General features: G+C 62.2%; 19 protein-coding genes, 1 tRNA gene and 1 riboswitch. Of the genes, 10 read left to right on the top strand and 10 right to left on the bottom strand.

The features are described 5' to 3' along the window. Positions 1-92: 92 nt before the first annotated feature. The gene (locus ACODSV_RS32440) at positions 93-719 is read right to left on the bottom strand and encodes a glutathione S-transferase family protein (protein WP_069076629.1); all 627 of its coding nucleotides are present in this window, start codon (positions 717-719) and stop codon (positions 93-95) included. A 387-nt stretch (positions 720-1,106) separates the two neighbouring features. Here ACODSV_RS32440 and ACODSV_RS32435 point away from each other — a divergent pair, with 387 nt between their 5' ends. Next, positions 1,107-1,838, top strand: a complete 732-nt coding sequence (locus tag ACODSV_RS32435) for a BPL-N domain-containing protein (protein ID WP_150055633.1) — start codon at positions 1,107-1,109, stop codon at positions 1,836-1,838. Between the two features lie 159 nt (positions 1,839-1,997). On the opposite strand, the gene ACODSV_RS32430 is transcribed toward ACODSV_RS32435, so the two are convergent. Then, on the bottom strand, positions 1,998-2,378 hold the full coding sequence (locus ACODSV_RS32430) for a cupin domain-containing protein (RefSeq protein WP_024076537.1): 381 nt from the start codon (positions 2,376-2,378) through the stop codon (positions 1,998-2,000). A 264-nt stretch (positions 2,379-2,642) separates the two neighbouring features. Between ACODSV_RS32430 and ACODSV_RS32425 the strand changes: the two genes are divergently transcribed. Further along, positions 2,643-2,876 carry a hypothetical protein gene (locus tag ACODSV_RS32425; protein WP_090406742.1) on the top strand — a complete coding sequence of 78 codons (234 nt, stop codon included), beginning with the start codon at positions 2,643-2,645 and terminating at the stop codon, positions 2,874-2,876. Between the two features lie 39 nt (positions 2,877-2,915). Here the strand turns inward: ACODSV_RS32425 and chrA are convergent, their stop codons facing one another. Beyond that, positions 2,916-4,124 (bottom strand): chromate efflux transporter, encoded by a 1,209-nt coding sequence (gene chrA / locus ACODSV_RS32420; protein WP_150055634.1) that lies wholly within the window; start codon positions 4,122-4,124, stop codon positions 2,916-2,918. Between the two features lie 197 nt (positions 4,125-4,321). Here chrA and tspO point away from each other — a divergent pair, with 197 nt between their 5' ends. Continuing rightward, entirely contained in the window at positions 4,322-4,762 is a 441-nt protein-coding gene (tspO, locus tag ACODSV_RS32415; RefSeq protein WP_069076632.1) for a tryptophan-rich sensory protein TspO, read from the top strand. Beyond that, entirely contained in the window at positions 4,762-5,688 is a 927-nt protein-coding gene (locus tag ACODSV_RS32410; RefSeq protein WP_150095487.1) for an alpha/beta hydrolase fold domain-containing protein, read from the top strand. Before tspO ends, ACODSV_RS32410 begins: the two co-directional genes overlap by 1 nt. Positions 5,689-6,069: 381 nt before the next feature. Here the strand turns inward: ACODSV_RS32410 and ACODSV_RS32405 are convergent, their stop codons facing one another. From ACODSV_RS32405 to ACODSV_RS32390, 4 genes are all read right to left on the bottom strand, one after another. Next, positions 6,070-6,834, bottom strand: a complete 765-nt coding sequence (locus ACODSV_RS32405) for an ABC transporter ATP-binding protein (protein WP_150056440.1) — start codon at positions 6,832-6,834, stop codon at positions 6,070-6,072. Further along, entirely contained in the window at positions 6,831-7,835 is a 1,005-nt protein-coding gene (locus tag ACODSV_RS32400) for a FecCD family ABC transporter permease (protein ID WP_150056441.1), read from the bottom strand. The genes ACODSV_RS32405 and ACODSV_RS32400 overlap by 4 nt, the downstream gene beginning before the upstream one ends. Next, a complete protein-coding gene (locus tag ACODSV_RS32395) occupies positions 7,832-8,842 on the bottom strand; it encodes an ABC transporter substrate-binding protein (protein ID WP_150056442.1) in 1,011 nt (336 codons plus the stop codon). Before ACODSV_RS32395 ends, ACODSV_RS32400 begins: the two co-directional genes overlap by 4 nt. 114 nt (positions 8,843-8,956) lie before the next feature. Further along, positions 8,957-9,151: riboswitch (cobalamin riboswitch) on the bottom strand. A gap of 82 nt (positions 9,152-9,233) precedes the next feature. Continuing rightward, the gene (locus ACODSV_RS32390) at positions 9,234-10,163 is read right to left on the bottom strand and encodes a DNA/RNA non-specific endonuclease (protein WP_024076527.1); all 930 of its coding nucleotides are present in this window, start codon (positions 10,161-10,163) and stop codon (positions 9,234-9,236) included. Positions 10,164-10,295: 132 nt separating this feature from the next. Here ACODSV_RS32390 and ACODSV_RS32385 point away from each other — a divergent pair, with 132 nt between their 5' ends. Then, positions 10,296-11,357, top strand: a complete 1,062-nt coding sequence (locus ACODSV_RS32385; protein ID WP_024076526.1) for a M4 family metallopeptidase — start codon at positions 10,296-10,298, stop codon at positions 11,355-11,357. Positions 11,358-11,385: 28 nt separating this feature from the next. Beyond that, a complete protein-coding gene (locus tag ACODSV_RS32380) occupies positions 11,386-11,691 on the top strand; it encodes a protealysin inhibitor emfourin (protein ID WP_024076525.1) in 306 nt (101 codons plus the stop codon). Between the two features lie 24 nt (positions 11,692-11,715). On the opposite strand, the gene ACODSV_RS32375 is transcribed toward ACODSV_RS32380, so the two are convergent. Continuing rightward, a complete protein-coding gene (locus ACODSV_RS32375; protein WP_150056444.1) occupies positions 11,716-13,107 on the bottom strand; it encodes an aldehyde dehydrogenase family protein in 1,392 nt (463 codons plus the stop codon). A gap of 103 nt (positions 13,108-13,210) precedes the next feature. On the opposite strand from ACODSV_RS32375, the gene ptrR reads away from it, so the two are divergent. Then, positions 13,211-14,104 (top strand): putrescine utilization regulator PtrR, encoded by an 894-nt coding sequence (gene ptrR, locus ACODSV_RS32370; RefSeq protein ID WP_069076637.1) that lies wholly within the window; start codon positions 13,211-13,213, stop codon positions 14,102-14,104. 81 nt (positions 14,105-14,185) lie between these two features. Here ptrR and ACODSV_RS32365 read toward each other — a convergent pair whose 3' ends face one another. Continuing rightward, complete coding sequence (locus ACODSV_RS32365; RefSeq protein ID WP_024076522.1) at positions 14,186-14,395, bottom strand: hypothetical protein; 210 nt, start codon at positions 14,393-14,395, stop codon at positions 14,186-14,188. A 111-nt stretch (positions 14,396-14,506) separates the two neighbouring features. Further along, the gene (locus ACODSV_RS32360; RefSeq protein WP_150056164.1) at positions 14,507-15,703 is read right to left on the bottom strand and encodes an amino acid aminotransferase; all 1,197 of its coding nucleotides are present in this window, start codon (positions 15,701-15,703) and stop codon (positions 14,507-14,509) included. 344 nt (positions 15,704-16,047) lie between these two features. Between ACODSV_RS32360 and uvrB the strand changes: the two genes are divergently transcribed. The 3 genes from uvrB (at position 16,048) to ACODSV_RS32345 (ending at position 19,964) form a co-directional block, all read left to right on the top strand. Beyond that, complete coding sequence (gene uvrB / locus ACODSV_RS32355; RefSeq protein WP_489047334.1) at positions 16,048-18,063, top strand: excinuclease ABC subunit UvrB; 2,016 nt, start codon at positions 16,048-16,050, stop codon at positions 18,061-18,063. A gap of 196 nt (positions 18,064-18,259) precedes the next feature. Continuing rightward, complete coding sequence (gltX, locus tag ACODSV_RS32350) at positions 18,260-19,741, top strand: glutamate--tRNA ligase (RefSeq protein ID WP_024076519.1); 1,482 nt, start codon at positions 18,260-18,262, stop codon at positions 19,739-19,741. Positions 19,742-19,888: 147 nt separating this feature from the next. Next, positions 19,889-19,964 (top strand) — tRNA-Ala (locus ACODSV_RS32345). Positions 19,965-20,096 lie beyond the last annotated feature (132 nt).

Genomic DNA, 20,096 nt, shown 5'->3' with positions numbered 1-20,096 from the left:
GGGGCTGCTGCGCAGCCCAACGCGGGGCAAGCCCGCTCGCCACAACAAGCCCGCTTGCCACAACAACAACCCCGCTTGTCACAACAGCGTCCTCACTTCGCAAACGCATACGCTCCGCCCTGTTCCAACGCCTGGCGATACGCGGGTCGCGCCTGGAACCGCTGCACCCAGGCGGCCAGGTTCGGGTACGCCTGCAACTTGCCCTGGGCCTTGGCAATCTCGCCGATAAAGCTCATCTGGATATCCGCGCCGCTCAACGTGTCACCCACCAGATATGGAGAGTTGCCCAGGGCGTCGTTCAGATAACCCAGGTAATTGGCCACCTCGGACTCGATACGCGGATGCAACGGCGCACCGGCTTCCCCCAGGCGCCCGACGTACAGGTTGAGCATCAACGGCAACATGGCCGAACCTTCGGCGAAGTGCAGCCACTGCACGTACTCGTCATAGGTGGCGGTCGCCGGGTCTGGCTGCAGGCGGCCTTCGCCATGGCGGCGGATCAGGTAGTCGATGATCGCAGCGGACTCGATCACCACGCGGGAGCCGTCTTCAATCACCGGGGATTTGCCCAGCGGATGAATGGCCTTGAGCTCCGGTGGCGCAAGATTGGTTTTCGGGTCGCGCTGGTAGCGCTTGATCTCGTAGGGCAGGCCGAGCTCTTCGAGCAGCCATAGAATGCGCTGCGAGCGCGAGTTGTTGAGGTGGTGGACAATGATCATGTGAGGCTCCGCTGGGCAAAAGTGGGTGTTCAGGTAGAGACTGCGCTGCTGCGAAGGAGTGCCCTAATTGACCGGTTCGTCGGCAAACGCTGCGTCGATAAAGGCTTTCAGCCCCTTCTCCTCCAGAATCTCGATGGAGAAGTGCCCGAAGCGTTTGGGCAACCCGATAATGCGCCCCCCGCTCGCCACAACAACCCTATCTCGAGATGCTCGACCAATATATCGACGTGACTGAATTTCAGATCCATTGCATGCCGCCTTTCGAGCCGGCCTGCAGGGTACCCAAGGCACCTGGGGGTGTTTACAACTGTTAACGGATTCAACAGCCCATTCGATTTAGGCTGTGCGCTGGATCACCCATGCCCTCCCTGCCAAGAGCCCACTGCCATGAAGTCGTACGCTATCGCCGCCGCGTTACTGGCGTTTGCCACAGTGTCGGCGCACGCCGCCACACCCCTCACCCATGTGGCGATCTACCGCGGCCCGGCGGGCTGCGAGGACTGTTCGGAAAGCGTGAAAAGGGCACTGCTGCGTCTCGACCCGACTTACCAGATCGACTTCGTCGGCGCCGACGAACCGATCGACATCACCGCGCAAACCCTCGCCCGCTACGATCTCTATGTGCAACCCGGCGGCGGCCAGGACATTCCCGCCGCCCTCGACAGCCTGGGCGATGCTCGCGTCGAGGCCATTCGCAATTATGTCGCCCAGGGTGGTCGTTACCTGGGCTTGTGCATGGGCGCCTACCTGGCGGACGAAAACAACTTCGGCCTGATCCCGCAGGCCCTCGACAGCGAAGTCGGCCGCCCAGGCTTTGAAGTGACCACCCTCGACGACGCGGCGGTTCGCGTCACCTGGGCGGGCACGCCGGACCACGTCTTCTATCAGGATGGCCCTTACTTCCCCACACCCCGCACGACCACACGCTATAAAACCCTCGCGACCTACCATAACGGCGACGTCGCCGCGGCGCGTTATGCCTATGAAAAAGGCGTGGTGGTACTGAGCGGCCCCCATCCGGAAGCCGGGCAGGCGTGGTTTGAAAGTGCCGATATCCCGTGGAACAAGAGGCCGCGTGGCGAGCTGTTTGCGGCGTTGATACACAGTGTTGAAGAGTAGGGGAGGCTGACTAACCCATCACGACCGACGCCGTCTATTGGTGGGCGCAGTGGTTTTTACCGGTGCATCAGGCGGCTTGCACCGCCTCACCCGTTGGCCGTACTCGCTATCCTCGCCCTCGGCGCCAAGTTCAAAAGCGGGGCGACGAGCCCCAGCCGTTCAGATCCACAGATCATTTGTGGCAGTACGCTCTCCGCCTTCATGGCCGGTGTTCAGAATGCCGCGCGGTTCGATCATCATCAGCTTGGCTTCACCTTCAGCGGCCGTCCGATGCTCGACGCCACGGGGGACCACATACAGTTCACCCGGCGCCACGTACACGGGACCTTCTGGAAGGTCGATACGCAGCGTCCCTTCAAGCACAAGAAACGCCTCGTCGGTTTCCGGGTGCGAGTGCCAGATGAACTCTCCTTCGATACGCACCACCTTGAACTGGTAGTCGTTCATCTCGGCGACGACCCTCGGGCTCCATTGCTCATTGATGAGCGAAGCTTTTTGCGTGAGGTTTACAGGTTGTGTTGGGTGCTGTGACTGGGCCATGACCGATACTCGGGTAGTTGAGAGGTGTCAGGATATCGAGGGGGTGGTTAGCTGGCTTGTACGATCCTGCACGTTGAAATAGTTGAGCTACGACTCACCCAATCCCCTCCAGTCAAGCGCCTCGCTTTCTAAAACAACGCAGATCCGGTGTTGAAACCGTCGAGCGTCTGGCCGAAAGCAACCCCTTTCTCCGCTAACCGGTCTACCATGCCACCCCGGCAGTGGTTCCACGCGCTACCGATCTCCATCCTTGAAGGTACCGTAATGACCATCGACCAAATCTCCCTGCCCAAAGGTGTAGGCCCTCACGCCGCCAAGCTTCTCGACGCCATCACGGGCGCGGCCACTCACGAAGAACTCAACCGTGCCGGCGGCAAGGCGGAAGGTTTTGTGCTGGGGCTGGAATCCACCAAAGCCATCAAAAGCCAAATTGCCGAGTCGTTGTACGTGGCTTACGACGATGCGGCGAGCAATCGGGCGGGTGAGTTGAAGGGCTAGGGATTAACTCGGCAGGGCGATGCGCGTTGGCTGCAAGCTTCACACCGTAAGACTTAATAACCATCCCGCCGCGCCGCTTCCTACCACCACCAGCCACGGTGGCAGCTTCCACACCATCAACGCCACCACGCCAATCAGCGCCAGGCCGAAGTCCTGGGCGGTAAAGATCGCGCTGGTCCACACCGGCTGATACAACGCCGCCAGCAACAGGCCGACCACCGCGGCGTTCACGCCTGCCAGCGCGGCCTGGGTGCGAGGGCTGCGGCGCAGGCTTTCCCAGAAGGGCAGTGCGCCCATCACCAGCAAAAACGAGGGTGCGAAGATCGCCAGCAGGCAGAGCAGGCCGCCGAGCCAGCCGGTCGGGGCTTGGGTCATGGAGGCACCGAGGAAAGCCGCGAAGGTGAACAAGGGGCCGGGCATGGCTTGGGCGGCACCGTAGCCGGCCAGGAACACGTCGTTGCTGACCCAGCCGGTGGGCACCACTTCGGCTTGCAGCAGGGGCAGTACCACGTGGCCGCCGCCAAATACCAGCGCGCCGGTGCGGTAGAAGGCGTCGGTTAACGCCAGGCTTGGGTTGGGGAGCCAGTGGGCCAGGATCGGCAGGCCGGCCAGCACCAGCACAAACAGCGACAACCACATTGCCCCTGCACGACGGCTGATGGTCACGGGCAACGCATCGTGCGCGGCGGGCGGTGTGGGCTTGAACAGCAGCAGGCCAGCCACCGCCGCTGCGCTGATCACCCCGACCTGGCCCCACGCAGAGCTTTGCAGCAGGGCCACGCAGGCGGCGAGCAGCATCAGGGTGATGCGCGGTGCGTCGGTACACAGGTTGCGCGCCATGCCCCATACGGCCTGGGCGACCACCGCGACAGCCACCACCTTGAGGCCGTGCAGCGCGCCGGGCGGGATGGCGGTGCTGTGTTGGGCAATGCCCAGGGCAAACAGGATCAGCACGACGGCGGACGGCAGCGTAAACCCCAGCCACGCCGCCAGCGCTCCGCCGTAGCCGGCCCGCGACAGGCCGAGCGCGATGCCCACCTGGCTGCTGGCCGGGCCGGGCAGGAACTGGCACAGCGCGACCAAATCCCCATAGCTGCGCTCGCTCAGCCAACTGCGCCGGGTCACGAATTCGTGCCTGAAATAGCCCAGGTGCGCGACGGGACCGCCGAAGGAGGTCAGGCCCAGACGCAGGAAGATCAGGAACACTCCCCAGATGCGGGTGGGGCGATCAGTGGGAGAGTGGGCCAAGGTGGAGGGTCTCGATAAGGGCAAGATAGGCTAGGGTATCGAGGCACCTTAGCGAATTTTGATGACGCACAGAAGAGGCGCCCGCTCGCGCAAATCGCCACGCCGGATGGAATTTTTGCGCGCGTGCTGGAGTCATTGAAGATGCATGCAGAAAGACTTCCCCGTTGCACGCCACTGAACTCAGCCAAGGACAGACGATGACCTTCTTTATATTCCTCCTGGCTTGCGCCGCTGCCGCCAGCACCGGTGTCATTTTCAAACCCGGTGCCTGGTACGAATCCCTGGTCAAGCCCGGCTTCACCCCGCCCAACTGGCTGTTCCCGGTGGCCTGGAGCATTATCTACCTGCTGTTGGCCTGGGCCGGTTACCGCTTGAGCCTGATCCCCGACAGCCAGCCGGTGCTGGCATTGTGGGCGGCGCAGATTGCGTTGAACACGCTGTGGACACCGGTATTTTTCGGTGCGCATCAGTTGCTCGCCGGTATGCTGATCATCGTGTTGTTGTGGCTCACCGTCGCCGCAATGGTGGTATTGGCCGTGCGCCTGGACCTGATTACCGGGCTGATCCTGTTCCCGTACCTGGCGTGGCTGTGCGTGGCGGCGGCGTTGAATTTCTCGATTTTGCGCAATAACCGCTGATGGCCCATAAACCCTGGCCCGCCAGTGCGCCTGAACTGGCTCAAATGCGCCGCTTCAACCAAAAGCTCACTTGGCTGCCGCGCTTCAAAATCCGCAATCGCGTGACACCGCGTTTGATTCAGGCGCTGTTGCGGGTCAGTCAAACGTTCAAGCGGGCGCCGCTGGCCGAGACTCAATTCGTGGGCGCAGTCCCCGTGCGTATCTTGCGGCCGAGCGGCAAGCCCAAGGGCGTGGTGCTGGATATCCACGGCGGCGGTTGGGTGATCGGCAATGCGCAGATGGATGATGACCTCAACCTGGGCCTGGTGAACGCGTGCGAGGTGGCGGTGGTGTCGGTGGATTATCGGCTGGCGGTCGATACACCGATAGAAGGGCTGATGGAGGATTGTTTGAGCGCCGCGCGCTGGCTGTTGGGTGACTGCGCGGAATTTGCCGGGTTGCCGGTGATTGTCGTGGGGGAATCGGCCGGTGCGCACTTGGCGGCGGCGACATTGCTGGCATTGAAGCAGTGGCCGGATTTGCTCCAGCGCGTGATCGGTGCGGTGTTGTATTACGGCGTCTATGATTTGACCGGCACTCCCAGCGTACGCGCGGCGGGCCCGCAGACGTTGTTGCTGGATGGGCCTGGCATGGTGGACGCGTTGCGCAGGCTGACCCCAGGGTTGAGCGATGAGCAGCGGCGACAGCCACCGTTGTCGCCGTTGTATGGCGACTTCAGCGGGTTGCCGCCGGCGTTGATGTTTGTGGGGGCATTGGACCCGCTCAAGGATGACACCCTGCTTATCGCTGAGCGCTGGGGGACGGTGGAAGCCCATCTGCTGCCGGAGGCGGCTCATGGGTTTATCCATTTTCCGTTGGCGATCACCGAGAACGTGCTGGCCTATAGCCGGGCGTGGGTCGCGCGCCGGATCGCTGTAGCACCGTAAACCTGCCGCGGTTCTTGCCTGATGGGCCCTTGCTTCAAGAGGTACCCATCATGGGCTTTCGTATGACGGGCCTTGCCCTAATGCCAGTCAGTCAAGGAGGAAAACGAAGCGGGCTTGTTGTGGCGAGCGGGCTTGCCCCGCGTTGGGCTGCAAAGCAGCCCCAGTAAGGCCACCGCGTTTATACAGGCCTATTAAATCGTCAGGTTTTGGGGCCGCTTCGCGCCCCAACGCGGGGCAAGCCCGCTCGCCACAACAAGCCCGCTTTCCACAACAAGCCCGCTTTCCACAATTAGCCCGCTCTCCAGAATTACCGTTTTCCTCCTTGACTGACTGGCATTAGGGCTCGCCCCCGATGACACTGTTGGGCCGCGTTGTTAACTCTCAGTTTGGGCGCAACCGCAGTATCTGCGCGCCGTCGAACGGGTCTGTCAGGTAATGCGCCTGCACGCCGAAGGTTTCCTGCAGGCGTTGCGGCGTCAGCACCTCCAGCGGTTTGCCCAGTGCCACCAATCGCCCATGATCCAGCACGGCCAGGCGGTCACAGGTCAGCGCCTGGTTGAGGTCGTGCAGGGCGATCAAGGTGGTGACGGGTAACGCCTGCACGCCTTTCAAGATCGTCAGTTGATGCTGGATGTCCAGGTGATTGGTCGGCTCATCCAGCAACAGGATCTGTGGCCGTTGCGCCAGGGCGCGGGCGATGTGCACGCGTTGGCGCTCACCGCCGGAGAGGCTGCGCCAGGCGCGTTGGCTCAGGTGGGTGGCGTCGACGTCGTGCAGGGCCTGGCGCACGATGCGATCGTCTTCGCTGGACCACGGGCTCAGCGCCGACAACCACGGTGTGCGGCCCAGTGCCACGGCGTCGAAGACGCGGATGGCATCGTCGGTGTCGGCCTGTTGCTCCACCACCGCCAGGCGTTGCGCGATGGCGCGGCGGGACAGCGCGCCCAAACGCTCACCGCCCAGGTGCACCTCGCCGCTGGCCGGTGCGCGCAAGCCGGCGAGCAGTTTGAGCAGGGTCGATTTGCCGGAGCCGTTCGGCCCGACGATACCCAAGGTTTCCCCCGACTGGACTTCCAGGTGAATATCGCGCAGCAACTCGGCCTCTCGCACCTTGAAGCCCAGGGCCGTGCAACTCAGCACCGTCATCGCGCATTCCTCCGGCCGATCAGGATCAGCGCAAATACCGGCGCGCCGACGAGTGCGGTGACCACACCCACTGGAATGACCTGGCCCTTGATCAAGGTGCGTGACAGCACATCGGCTGCAATCAAAAACAACGCGCCACCCAAGGCGCTGGCCGGCAGCAAGCGTGAGTGCCCGGTACCGAGCAACAGGCGTGCGGCGTGGGGGATCACCAGGCCGACAAAACCAATGGAGCCGACAATCGACACCATCACCGCCGTGACCAACGCCGCGCAGCCCACCAGCACAAACTGTACGCGGCGCACCGGGATGCCGAGGGACGCCGCCGAGTCGCTGCCGAAGGTGAATGCATCCAGTGCGCGGCGGTGCCACAGGCACACCGCCAACCCCGCGACGGCCACCGGTACCGCCAGCCACACCGACGACCAACGCACGCCGCTGAGATTACCCAGCAACCAGAACAGGATGCCGCGCGCCTGTTCGGAGCTGGCGGACTTGGTGATCAGGAACGCGGTCAGCGCGTTGAACAGCTGCGAACCGGCGATGCCTGCCAGGATGATCTGGCCGGTGCCGCTCGACGACCCGCTGGCCCGGGCGAGCAAAATCACCAGCGCAAACGCCGCCATCGCCCCGGCAAAGGCGCCGGCGGACAGCGAGATCAAGCCACCGCCGACCCCCATCAGCACCACCAGGACTGCACCGGTCGAGGCGCCCGCACTGATGCCAAGCAGGTAGGGATCGGCCAAGGGGTTGCGCAACAACGACTGCAGAATCACCCCGCATGTGGCCAGCCCCGCACCGCAGGCGGCGGCGACCAGCGTGCGAGTGAGGCGATAGTTCCACACCACGCCTTCGTCGATAGGGTCCAGCGCGTAGCCGGCGGCCCACAGTTTATTGGCCAACACCTGGAGCACTACCTGTGGCTCGATGGCGGTTTCGCCGATGGCTACGCCGGCCAGTATGGCGATCAACAGCAGCGCCAGGGCGAGGAGCGTTCTGCTCATTTGGGCAGGTCGTAGCTGTCGATGGCGCTCGCCAGTTGGTCGAGCCCATCGAAAGTACGCACGCTGGCCTGTAGGGCCATGGCGTCAAGGATGATGATGCGGTTGTGTTTCACCGCGTCCATGTTGCGTGTCACCGGGTCGCTGCGCAGGAAGGCCAGTTTCTGTTCGTAGTTGTCGGCCGGGTAGCGGCGGCGGTCCATGCGCGCGATCACCAGGAAGGTGGGGTTGGCTTTGGCGAGGGTTTCCCAGCCGACGGCGGGCCACTCTTCATCGGACTGCACCACGTTGTGCAAGCCGAGGGTTTGCAGCATGAATTCGGGGACACCCTTGTGGCCGGCCACATAGGGATCGCTGGCCATTTCGGCGCTGGAGAACCACACCAGCGCACTGGCCTGTTTGAGGCCTTTGTTGCGGGCGGTGGCGACGGACTTGGCCAGGCGCGCCTTGAGCGCCTCGTTCAGTTGCTGGCCGCGGTCCGGCACGTCGAAAATCTCGGCCAGTTGGCTGATGCTTTTATATATGGTGTCGATGCGGAACGGCTCCAGGCGTGTGCCGTCGGCGCCCACCAGGTTGTTCTTGCCTTCGCAGTCGGACGGCAGCAGGTAGGTGGGGATCTTCAATTCATGAAACTGCTCGCGGGTGCCGACCACGCCTTGTGGGCCAACCACCCATTCCAACTCGGCGGCCACCAGTTGCGGGCGCTTGGCAATGACCGCTTCGAAGCTTGGCTCATTGTTGGCCAGGCGCTCGATGGTGTCGTTCTGTGCCTTGAACTGCGGCAACACGTTGTTGAACCACAACGCCGTGCCGACCACTGTGTTGCCCACACCCAGGGCGTAGAGCATTTCGGTCGCCGCCTGGCCAATGGTTACGCTGCGGGTGGGCGCTTGCTGAAAGGTCAGGGTGCTGCCGCAGTTCTCCAGCGTCAGCGGGTAGTGGGTGGGCGTCGCCTGGGCCAGGGCACAGAAGCCCAGGCCGGTGAGCAAGGCGGTAACGCGTGGCAGCATGGGGCAATCTCCTGGGAGCCGTACGTGGAACTGGGGAGGTACGGTTCGGAAATACGCCCTCGGACGCTGCGGTGGAGGCAGCCAAGGATGTCCTTCCCGGACACCCCGCCGGTTAGTGGTTTTACTGGGCCGGCAGGTCTCCTGACTGATGCGTCTTCACCCGGCTCCAGCCTTCCCGGAGGGTATCCAGTGGCGTTGAGGAGCAGGCTCGGCATCTACAGTTGCGGGGGCAGTTCCGATTGACGCGGGGGTACCGCGCTTCGGATTCCCTATTAGTCCCGTTTGGGAACCGGCGCAGTATGGTAGTCGATTGGGCTGGGGAGGGGGAACCGAATGGCGGCTTTCTGTAGGCGCGTGCAGGCTCGCGCCCACATAAAGCCGCGGTAGCCGGTCAGAGGCGTATATCTTCAGGGCCGCGGATCAGTGCTTCAATTCGCGTCCCCGTTGCGCGCTCTTCATTGCTGAAACCGTCGTAGTCGGCCAGGTTGGCGAAACGGATGCCGGTCAATTGCTCGATCTGGATCACACTGCGCCGGTAGGTCCGCAGTTGGCCAAATACCAGATCAAGCTGACCGAGTTCACGGCTCTGGTCGATCATGTAGGCGCTGGCAGAGGGCTTGCCGTCGTCGCCGAGGTAGGCCACCACTTTCCAGAATGCCTTGGGGATTTTCACGCCGCGGTAGACACGGTCGTCATCGGCCAACACCGGGCCGGTAAACACCGTGGCCCGGGCCTTCCAGCGTTGTGTGTTGTCGAGAATGTAGTCTTCGAGCTCCAGCCAGGTCTTCTGGTTGAACCCGCTCATCTGCGGCGAGCAATTGGTGAAATGGAACGTATCGAGGTTGGCGGTGTTGGCCTCGTCGCCCCAGTTGGGATCCTGTCGTCGCACCAGGTGGCCGCGATCCAGGCCGTTGTTGGTGTAGAGCTCGTCGCCGATCTGCGCGCTGATGGGCAGGCGGCCGTCGTAGGCCCAGGTGTCGTTGCTGCGAACGATATCCACCGCCTGTCCGCCGTCGATATTCACGCCCACATAGAGCGCCATCCGTCGGGAACGTGACAGGGTCACCGAGAAATGCGTGTAGTCCAGGCGCAGCGGCTGGACGTCAGTTGCCAATGCCTCATCCACCGTGGGCCACGGCACGGCGAAGCCGCTGAGAAAGTCGGGTGCGTAGCCACGCCGGTCCTGCAAATCCTTGGCGGGCGTCACACGGGGCGTCGCCGCCCTGGCTTCCATCAGGCTGGGGGTGGCCGGGATCAACGGGCGTAGATCGACGAGCCGGGGGCGGTGGGTCAGGTCAATTTTGGCTTTGCGTGCTGGCATCGCGAGTTCCTCGCAGTCTTGGGTAAACACGACTGCAACACAGGTTCATGACAATTAGGGCCAGGTGCCCGCAGCAGGGCTATCCTGAACCGGTGACCCGGACGTTCATTACCCGCCAAAAGGAGCCAGCCCATGTGTGTTCGCCACCCGCGCCAGGCGATTTTCTGCTTGATCCCGCCTTACATCCTCGACCAGATCGCGCGTAACGGTAATAAAACGCAACGGGACGTCGCGCTACGTACCCGTGCCAAGGACAGCACGTTCCGCTCGTTGCGCATGGTCGCCGAGCCCGCTCATGGCCCGGCCCGTATGGCCTTGGCCATGGGCGCCGGCAAACGGCGTTCGATCTACGGCGCCGAGGGCACGGATAGCCTGCCAGGCAAGCTGATCCGCGGCGAAGGGCAGCCCGCCAGCGGCGATGCGGCGGTAGACGAAGCTTATGACGGTTTGGGCGCCACGTTCGATTTTTTTGACCAGGTCTTCGACCGCAACTCCATCGACGATGCCGGTATGGCGCTGGACGCGACCGTGCATTTTGGCCAGAACTACAACAATGCGTTCTGGAACTCGACCCAGATGGTGTTTGGTGATGGCGATCAGCAATTATTCAACCGGTTCACGATCGCGCTTGATGTGATTGGCCATGAATTGGCCCACGGCGTGACCGAGGATGAAGCCAAACTGATGTATTTCAATCAATCCGGCGCCTTGAACGAGTCGTTGTCGGATGTGTTTGGCTCGCTGATCAAACAGTACTCGTTACAGCAGAAGGCGCAAGATGCCGATTGGTTGATCGGCAAAGGGTTGTTTACCGACAAGATCAAAGGCATTGCGCTGCGCTCGATGAAAGCACCCGGTACTGCCTTTGACGACAAGTTGCTGGGCAAGGACCCACAACCGGGGCATATGGATGATTTCGTACAGACTTACGAGGACAATGGCGGGGTGCATATCAATTCTGGCATTCCCAACCATGCGTTCTATCAGGTGGCCACGAAGCTGGGTGGGTTTGCCTGGGAACGTGCGGGGCGGATCTGGTATGACGCATTGCGCGATGCGCGCTTGCGGCCGAACTCAGGGTTCCTGCGCTTCGCGCGGATTACCTACGATATCGCCGGTCGACTGTATGGCGCGAACAAGGATGAGCAGAAGGCGGTCAAGGAGGGCTGGAAAGCGGTTGGCATTCATGTGTGACAAACCGCCTGTGCGGTGAGGAGCAGCCATGCAAATTTCGATCAAGGAAAACGGCGGGCCGGCGTTTTTTCCGGGGCTGGCCAAACCTCGTACGGTGCAGCTGGACACGCTGCCCGAGCCGGACCAGCAGGAATTGCGGCAACTGATCGAGGCGTCAAACTTCTTTGAGTTGCCGCAAAGCACCGCGCCAGAACCCGGCAACCCAAGCCAGGTGCATTACACGTTGACCGTGACGGAAGGCGAGCGTGAGCACACGGTCTGCGTGCTGGCGCCGGTGAAGTCGCAGGCGCTGGATGGGCTGGTGCAGTGTGTGCGGCGGCATATTCGCTGTTGAGGCAGGTTCAGGGCCTGCCCGAACTTACTTGCGATCCAGCCAAACGGTCTGCGCGTTGCAGAACTCGCGCACGCCAAAGTGCGACAACTCGCGCCCGAAGCCGCTCTTCTTCACGCCACCAAACGCCACCCGAGGGTCGGAGACGCTGAAAGCATTCACGAAGATCCCGCCGGTTTCCAGCTGGTTCGCAATGTCGCGGGCCTTGGCTGAATCCCTGGTGAAGATGCTCGCGGTGAGGCCGAACTCGCTGTCATTGGCCAGGGCCACGGCATGGTCGGCGTCGCGGGCGGTGATGATCGAGGCCACGGGGCCGAACAGTTCCTCTTTGAACGAGGTCATCTGGTCGGTGACGTCGGCCAGTACGGTCGGCGCGTAGTAGTTGCCGGCGCCGGCTACTTTGTCGCCGCCCAGCAGCAGGGTCGCGCCTTGCGCCAGGGTCGCCTGGACCTGGGCGTGCAGTTCGTCGCGCAGGTCGAAGCGGGCCATGGGGCCGACGTAGGTGGCGGTCGAGGTCGGGTCGCCCGTCACCAGGGCACGGCTGGCTTCGACAAACTTGGCGGTGAAGGCCTCCACCACACCCGATTCGACGATCAGGCGCTTGGCCGCGGCGCAGACTTGGCCGCTGTTCTGGAAGCGGCCGATCACGGCGGCCTGGACGGCGGCATCGAGGTCGGCATCGTTGAGCACGATGAACGGGTCGGAACCGCCCAATTCCAGTACGCATTTCTTCAGCGCGGCACCGGCCTGGGAGCCGATGGCCATGCCGGCACGCACGCTGCCGGTGAGGGTAACGGCGGCGATGCGCGGGTCGGCGATGGCTTTTGACACGCCTTCCTGGGTCACATTGAGCACTTCGAACAAGCCTTCGGCGAAGCCGGCTTTGTCGAACGCGGCTTTCATCAGGTAGGCGCTGCCCATGACATTCGGCGCGTGTTTGAGCACGTAGGTGTTGCCGGCGAGCAGCGTCGGCACCGCGCCGCGCAGGACTTGCCACACCGGGAAGTTCCACGGCATCACGGCGAGGATCGGGCCCAGCGGGCGGTATTCGATATGGGCGGTGCCGTTGTCCACCAGGGTCGGTTCCGGGGCGAGCATGGCCGGGCCGTGGGCGGCGTACCACTCGCTGAGCTGGGCGCATTTCTCGATTTCGGCACGGGCCTGGACGATGGGTTTGCCCATTTCCAAGGTGATCATCTGTGCCATCTCTTCGGCTTGATCACGCAGGGCAGCGGCCAGGGCCAGCAACAGGGCCGAGCGCTCGCTGACCGGCTGGCGGCGCCAGGTGCGGAAGGCGTGGGTGGCACGGTTGAGGGCGGCGTCCAACTGGGCTTCGGTTTCGTAGGGGTAGCTGCCGACCGTCGCCCCGGTAGTGGGGTTGATCGACAGGGCGTGGGTCTGGTGGGTGATAGCGTTCATGGCACCGTCCGGCTGAATGAGTGGATTGGGGTCAGCCTACGGGGCTGCATCTTTTCTGGAAACTGAATAATATTGAGCAATACATTCACGATTGGAGAATGATTTGGATCTGGTGCAGCTGGAAATCTTCAAGGCCGTTGCCGAGCAAGGCAGCATCAGTGCCGCGGCGCAGTTGATTCATCGGGTGCCGTCGAACCTGACCACGCGCATCAAGCAACTGGAGCAGGATCTGGGTGTGGAATTATTCATCCGCGAGAAAAGCCGCCTGCGCCTGTCGCCAGCCGGGTGGAACTTCCTTGGCTATGCGCGGCGCATTCTTGACCTGGTGCAGGAAGCCCGCGCGACGGTGGCGGGGGAGGAGCCCCAGGGGGCATTTGCCCTCGGTTCGTTGGAGAGCACGGCCGCGGTGCGCATTCCGGCGTTACTGGCGGCGTACAACCAGAAGCACGCCAAGGTCGAGCTGGACCTGAGCACCGGGCCGTCCGGGACGATGATCGAAGGCGTGTTGTCGGGACGCCTGGCGGCGGCGTTTGTGGATGGGCCGGTATTGCATGCCACCCTGGAAGGCGTGGCGGTGTTCGAGGAAGAGATGGTGGTGATTGCGCCGTTGCAGCATGCGCCGATCACCCGCGGGCAGGATGTGAACGGGGAAAGTATCTATACCTTTCGTTCGAATTGTTCGTACCGGCATCACTTCGAGCGTTGGTTCTCACAGGATGGCGCGGTGCCGGGCCGCATCTTCGAGATGGAGTCCTACCACGGCATGCTCGCCTGCGTCAGTGCCGGGGCCGGCCTGGCGCTGATGCCGCGCAGCATGCTGGAAAGCATGCCGGGGTTTACCACGGTGAGCGTGTGGCCGCTGACGGACAGTTTCCGCCTGTTGCACACCTGGCTGATCTGGCGACGGGGCACGGTGTCGCAGAGTTTGAACAGTTTTGTGAAGTTGCTGGAGGAGCGCGGCCACTGTAGGCGCGAGCTTGCTCGCGAAGGTCGTTAACGATAACGCGGGCATTCTGGATAAACGCGGTGTCCCTGCGTTTTTCGCGAGCAAGCTCGCTCCTACCACTGCGGGTCGTGTTCAGCCGCCGAATTGCAGGGTGCCCATGGCCAGTTTCGCCATGAGTGCCGTCGCGCCCAACTGCACCAGCCACAACGCCAGGCCACCCAGGAACACTCCCAGCGCCACTTGCAGCACCAGGCTTTTCTGGCGCTTGGCTTGCGGCGCGCGCGGAGCGAAGTACTCCTGGTCGTCGGGATCGGCGTGCAGGTTCAGGTCGTCGTTTTTCATAGGGCTCTCACAGCAAAAGGGCAATCGGTGCTCAGTCTAGGGGAGCAGGGTATTTTCCGACAGGCATTAAAAAGGGAAGCCACGGCTTCCCTTCGTATAACGCCGTCAGGCTTATAGAACCTGAACAATCGCCTTTGTTACCGCACCGATGTTCGACTGGTTCAACGCCGCCACACAGATACGCCCGGTGTCCAGCGCGTAAATACCAAACTCGGTGCGCAAGCGGGTGACTTGCTCCACGGTCAGGCCCGAGTAGGAGAACATCCCACGCTGGCGGCCGACGAAGCTGAAGTCGTGGCCCGGAGCAGCCTTGGCCAGCTCGGCCACCATTTGCTCACGCATGCCACGGATGCGCAGGCGCATTTCGGCCAGCTCGGCTTCCCACTGGGCACGCAGTTCAGGGTTGTTCAGCACCGCCGCCACGATCGCTGCGCCGTGGGTCGGCGGGTTGGAGTAGTTGGTGCGGATCACGCGCTTGACCTGGGACAGGATGCGCGCGCTTTCTTCCTTGGACTCGCTGACGATCGACAGTGCGCCCACGCGTTCGCCATACAGGGAGAACGACTTGGAGAACGAGCTGGAGACAAAGAAGGTCAGGCCGGATTCCGCGAACAGGCGCACGGCAGCGGCGTCTTCGTGGATGCCGTCGCCAAAGCCCTGGTAAGCCATATCGAGGAACGGCACCAGGTTCTTGGCCTTGACCACGTCCAGCACGTGTTGCCAGTCCGCCGGGCTCAGGTCGACGCCGGTCGGGTTGTGGCAGCAGGCGTGCAGCACCACGATGGACTGCGGCGGCAGGGCGTTGAGGTCTTCGAGCAGGCCGGCACGGTTCACGTCGTGGGTGGCGGCGTCGTAGTAGCGGTAGGTCTGCACCGGGAAACCGGCTTTTTCGAACAGTGCCTGGTGGTTTTCCCAGCTGGGGTCGCTGATGGCAACCACGGCATTGGGCAGCAGTTGCTTGAGGAAGTCGGCGCCGATTCTCAGGGCACCGGTACCGCCGACGGCTTGCGCGGTGATGACGCGGCCGGCGCCCAGCAGTGGCGACTCAGCGCCAAACAGCAGTTTTTGCACGGCCTGGTCGTAGGCCACGATGCCGTCGATCGGCAAGTAGCCACGGGCAGCGTGTTGCGCCACGCGAATGGCTTCCGCTTCGGCAACGGCACGCAGGAGTGGAATCTTCCCCTCCTCGTTGCAGTAAACGCCCACGCCAAGGTTGACCTTGGTGGTTCGTGTATCGGCGTTGAATGCTTCGTTGAGGCCCAGGATAGGATCGCGTGGTGCCATTTCGACAGCGGAGAACAGGCTCATTTTTGCGGCAGCTCTATGGGGGAAAGGAGGGACGTGTCGCGCTCCAGCCGAATGCACTAGAGCGGTGCACAAACGGGGAGCTAGTATAGAGGCCATCACGCCTGAGGGCGACAGCCGAAACGGCTTTTCGGCCAAGTTTTTCGGTTTATTTGCCGACCGTTAGTCTTATTGCAACATTGGGGGGAAGGGCCATGTAGGAGGATTACCTTGAAACCCATCACATTCGCCACCACTTCTACAGCTATCATGGTTTTTTCCTGCAACCTGCGATGAGAATTCGCGGGTTGCTGAGCTATTTCGTCCTCGGCGGTTGTCAGCCTGGGGTGACTTGAAAGAGGTACGTTATGTCGGATTTCCAGCTCGTCACCCGCTTTGAACCCGCCGGCGACCAGCCCGAAGCGATTCGCTTGATGGTCGAAGGCATCGAGGCCGGCCTGGCGCACCAGACGCTGCTCGGGGTGACCGGTTCGGGCAAGACCTTCAGCATTGCCAACGTGATCGCGCAGGTGAACCGCCCGACCTTGGTGCTGGCGCCGAACAAGACCCTGGCTGCGCAACTGTATGGCGAGTTCAAGGCGTTCTTCCCGAACAACGCGGTGGAGTACTTCGTTTCCTATTACGACTACTACCAGCCCGAAGCCTACGTGCCGTCCTCCGATACCTTTATCGAGAAGGATGCGTCGATCAACGACCATATCGAGCAGATGCGGTTGTCGGCGACCAAGGCGCTGCTGGAGCGCAAGGACGCGATCATCGTTACCACGGTGTCGTGCATCTACGGCCTGGGCAGCCCGGAAACCTACTTGAAGATGGTGCTGCACGTCGATCGCGGTGACAAACTTGACCAGCGTGAACTGCTGCGTCGCCTGACGAGCCTGCAATACACACGCAACGACATGGACTTTGCCCGCGCCACCTTTCGCGTGCGCGGCGATGTGATCGACATCTACCCGGCCGAATCCGACCTGGAAGCGATCCGCATCGAGCTGTTTGACGATGAAGTCGAGAGCCTGTCGGCGTTCGACCCGTTGACCGGCGAGGTGATCCGCAAACTGCCGCGCTTCACCTTTTATCCGAAAAGCCACTATGTGACCCCGCGCGAGACGTTGATGGGCGCCATCGAGGGCATCAAGGTCGAGTTGGCCGAGCGCCTTGAGTACCTGCGCGCCAACAATAAGCTGGTGGACGCCCAGCGCCTTGAACAGCGCACCCGCTTCGACCTGGAGATGATCCTCGAGTTGGGCTACTGCAACGGCATCGAAAACTACTCGCGCTACCTCTCGGGCCGCGAATCCGGGGCGCCGCCGCCGACCCTCTACGACTACCTGCCGCCCGATGCGCTGCTGGTGATCGACGAATCCCACGTCAGCGTGCCGCAAGTGGGCGCCATGTATAAGGGCGACCGCTCGCGCAAGGAAACCTTGGTGGAATACGGTTTCCGCCTGCCGTCGGCGCTGGATAACCGGCCGATGCGCTTCGATGAATGGGAAAGTATCAGCCCCCAGACCATTTTCGTGTCGGCGACACCGGGGAACTACGAGGCCGAGCATGCCGGCCGCGTGATCGAGCAACTGGTGCGCCCGACAGGCCTGGTGGACCCACAGATCGAAATCCGCCCGGCGCTGACCCAGGTTGACGATCTGCTCTCGGAAATCACCAAGCGCGTGGCCCTGGAAGAGCGGGTGCTGGTCACCACGCTGACCAAGCGCATGTCCGAAGACTTGACCGACTACCTGGCCGACCACGGCGTACGGGTGCGTTACCTGCACTCGGACATCGACACCGTGGAGCGCGTGGAGATCATCCGCGACCTGCGCCTGGGCACCTTCGATGTATTGGTGGGGATCAACCTGCTGCGTGAGGGCCTGGATATGCCCGAGGTGTCGCTGGTGGCGATCCTGGACGCGGACAAGGAGGGCTTCCTGCGCTCAGAGCGTTCGCTGATCCAGACCATCGGCCGTGCGGCGCGTAACCTCAATGGCCGGGCGATTCTCTATGCCGATCGTATTACCGGCTCCATGGAACGGGCGATCGGCGAGACCGAGCGCCGCCGCGACAAGCAGATCGCCTTTAACCTGGCCAACGGCATTACGCCCAAGGGCGTGTTCAAGGACGTCGCCGACATCATGGAAGGTGCCACCGTGCCTGGCTCGCGCAGCAAAAAGCGCAAGGGCATGGCCAAGGCTGCCGAGGAAAGCGCCAAGTACGAAAACGAACTGCGCTCGCCGAGCGAGATCACCAAGCGGATTCGCCAGCTGGAAGAGAAGATGTACCAGCTGGCGCGGGATCTGGAGTTCGAGGCAGCGGCGCAGACGCGCGATGAGATCGGCAAGTTGCGTGAGCGGTTGCTGACGGTCTGATTTGCGCTGACTCAACCGGCCTCATCGGGGGCAAGCCCCCTCCCACATTTGACTGCATTCTCATGCCGAGAACCGGTCCGGTGTGGGAGGGGGCTTGCCCCCGATGGCCGCGCCTCGGTTTTCCAGAAATCACCCAGGCTGTTACCATTCGCCCCTTGTTTCAATTTTCAGTTATATCGCCCATTCGAGACCTGCCATGACCACCGTCCGCACGCGCATCGCGCCATCGCCTACTGGGGATCCCCACGTCGGTACTGCCTACATCGCCTTGTTCAACTACTGCTTTGCCAAGCAGCATGGCGGTGAATTCATCCTGCGGATCGAAGACACCGATCAACTGCGTTCGACCCGTGAGTCGGAACAGCAGATTTTCGATGCCCTGCGCTGGTTGGGCATTACCTGGTCAGAAGGCCCGGACGTCGGCGGCCCGCATGGCCCGTACCGTCAGAGCGAGCGCAGCGACATCTACAAGCAGTACACCCAGCAATTGGTCGACATGGGCCATGCGTTCCCTTGTTTCTGCACCGCCGAAGAGCTCGATCAGATGCGCGCCGAGCAGCAGGCGCGCGGTGAAACGCCACGTTACGACGGCCGTGCGCTGTTGTTGTCGAAAGAAGAAGTGGCCCGGCGCCTGGCGGCCGGCGAGCCCCATGTGATTCGCATGAAGGTGCCGAGCGAAGGCGTGTGCGTGGTGCCGGACATGTTGCGCGGTGACGTCGAGATCCCGTGGGACCGCATGGACATGCAAGTGCTGATGAAGACGGACGGCTTGCCGACATACTTCCTGGCCAACGTCGTCGATGACCACCTGATGGGTATCACCCACGTGCTGCGCGGTGAAGAATGGCTGCCGTCGGCACCGAAGCTGATCCTGCTCTACGAATACTTCGGCTGGGAACAACCGCAGCTGTGCTACATGCCGCTGCTGCGTAACCCGGACAAGAGCAAGCTGTCCAAGCGCAAGAACCCCACCTCGGTGACGTTCTACGAGCGCATGGGCTTTATGCCCGAAGCCATGCTCAACTACCTGGGCCGCATGGGCTGGTCGATGCCGGACGAGCGCGAGAAGTTCTCGTTGCAGGAAATGGTCGACAACTTCGACCTGTCCCGCGTTTCGCTGGGCGGGCCGATCTTCGATATCGAGAAATTGTCGTGGCTCAATGGCCAGTGGCTGCGTGACCTGCCGGTGGAAGAGTTCGCCAGCCGCGTGCAGCAGTGGGCGTTGAACCCTGAATACATGATGAAGATCGCACCGCTGGTGCAGGGCAGGGTGGAGACGTTCAGCCAGGTCGCACCGTTGGCCAGCTTCTTCTTTGCCGGTGGCGTGAGCCCGGATGCCAAGCTGTTTGAATCCAAGAAGCTTTCCGGTGACCAGGTTCGCCAGTTGATGCAGTTGATCCTGTGGAAGCTCGAAAGCCTGCGCCAGTGGGAGAAGGAGGCGATTACCGCGACGATCCAGGCGGTGGTTGAATCCCTCGAACTGAAATTGCGCGACGCCATGCCGCTGATGTTCGCCGCGATCACCGGCCAGGCCAGTTCGGTGTCGGTGCTTGATGCGATGGAAATTCTTGGCCCGGACCTGACGCGTTTCCGTCTACGCCAAGCCCTTGATTTGCTTGGCGGTGTGTCGAAGAAAGAAAACAAGGAATGGGAAAAGCTGCTGGGCGCTATCGCCTGAGTCAGCTGCTGTAGCGGCCAAACCCCGGTTTTCCGGGGTTTGTCTGGTAAGTGATTGTTATCCCGGCAAAAATTTTTAGAAATTGTTGAAAATAAATTTGACACCTTTCTAAAGCGCCATTAAGATTCGCCCCGTCCTCACCGATGAGGGGCTATAGCTCAGCTGGGAGAGCGCTTGCATGGCATGCAAGAGGTCAACGGTTCGATCCCGTTTAGCTCCACCAATTTACAGGTTCAAGGTCTGGCCACACCGTCCTTGAATCGATCAGTCCTCAGCGCTGATCAGTTGTACAGAAGGTTTTGTCCCCTTCGTCTAGTGGCCTAGGACACCGCCCTTTCACGGCGGTAACAGGGGT

The organism is Pseudomonas sp. FG86, assembly GCF_057808775.1.
Note: the sequence above shows the minus strand (reverse complement) of the source record. Positions and strands in the feature narration are given on the sequence as shown.

Bases quoted from the DNA above. Each gene is read 5' to 3' on its own strand.
- ACODSV_RS32440 (WP_069076629.1), bottom strand. From the start codon at position 719: ATGATCATTGTCCACCACCTCAACAACTCGCGCTCGCAGCGCATTCTA.
- ACODSV_RS32435 (WP_150055633.1), top strand. From the start codon at position 1,107: ATGAAGTCGTACGCTATCGCCGCCGCGTTACTGGCGTTTGCCACAGTG.
- ACODSV_RS32430 (WP_024076537.1), bottom strand. From the start codon at position 2,378: ATGGCCCAGTCACAGCACCCAACACAACCTGTAAACCTCACGCAAAAA.
- ACODSV_RS32425 (WP_090406742.1), top strand. From the start codon at position 2,643: ATGACCATCGACCAAATCTCCCTGCCCAAAGGTGTAGGCCCTCACGCC.
- tspO (WP_069076632.1), top strand. From the start codon at position 4,322: ATGACCTTCTTTATATTCCTCCTGGCTTGCGCCGCTGCCGCCAGCACC.
- ACODSV_RS32410 (WP_150095487.1), top strand. From the start codon at position 4,762: ATGGCCCATAAACCCTGGCCCGCCAGTGCGCCTGAACTGGCTCAAATG.
- ACODSV_RS32405 (WP_150056440.1), bottom strand. From the start codon at position 6,834: ATGACGGTGCTGAGTTGCACGGCCCTGGGCTTCAAGGTGCGAGAGGCC.
- ACODSV_RS32400 (WP_150056441.1), bottom strand. From the start codon at position 7,835: ATGAGCAGAACGCTCCTCGCCCTGGCGCTGCTGTTGATCGCCATACTG.
- ACODSV_RS32395 (WP_150056442.1), bottom strand. From the start codon at position 8,842: ATGCTGCCACGCGTTACCGCCTTGCTCACCGGCCTGGGCTTCTGTGCC.
- ACODSV_RS32390 (WP_024076527.1), bottom strand. From the start codon at position 10,163: ATGCCAGCACGCAAAGCCAAAATTGACCTGACCCACCGCCCCCGGCTC.
- ACODSV_RS32385 (WP_024076526.1), top strand. From the start codon at position 10,296: ATGTGTGTTCGCCACCCGCGCCAGGCGATTTTCTGCTTGATCCCGCCT.
- ACODSV_RS32380 (WP_024076525.1), top strand. From the start codon at position 11,386: ATGCAAATTTCGATCAAGGAAAACGGCGGGCCGGCGTTTTTTCCGGGG.
- ACODSV_RS32375 (WP_150056444.1), bottom strand. From the start codon at position 13,107: ATGAACGCTATCACCCACCAGACCCACGCCCTGTCGATCAACCCCACT.
- ACODSV_RS32365 (WP_024076522.1), bottom strand. From the start codon at position 14,395: ATGAAAAACGACGACCTGAACCTGCACGCCGATCCCGACGACCAGGAG.
- ACODSV_RS32360 (WP_150056164.1), bottom strand. From the start codon at position 15,703: ATGAGCCTGTTCTCCGCTGTCGAAATGGCACCACGCGATCCTATCCTG.
- uvrB (WP_489047334.1), top strand. From the start codon at position 16,048: ATGTCGGATTTCCAGCTCGTCACCCGCTTTGAACCCGCCGGCGACCAG.
- gltX (WP_024076519.1), top strand. From the start codon at position 18,260: ATGACCACCGTCCGCACGCGCATCGCGCCATCGCCTACTGGGGATCCC.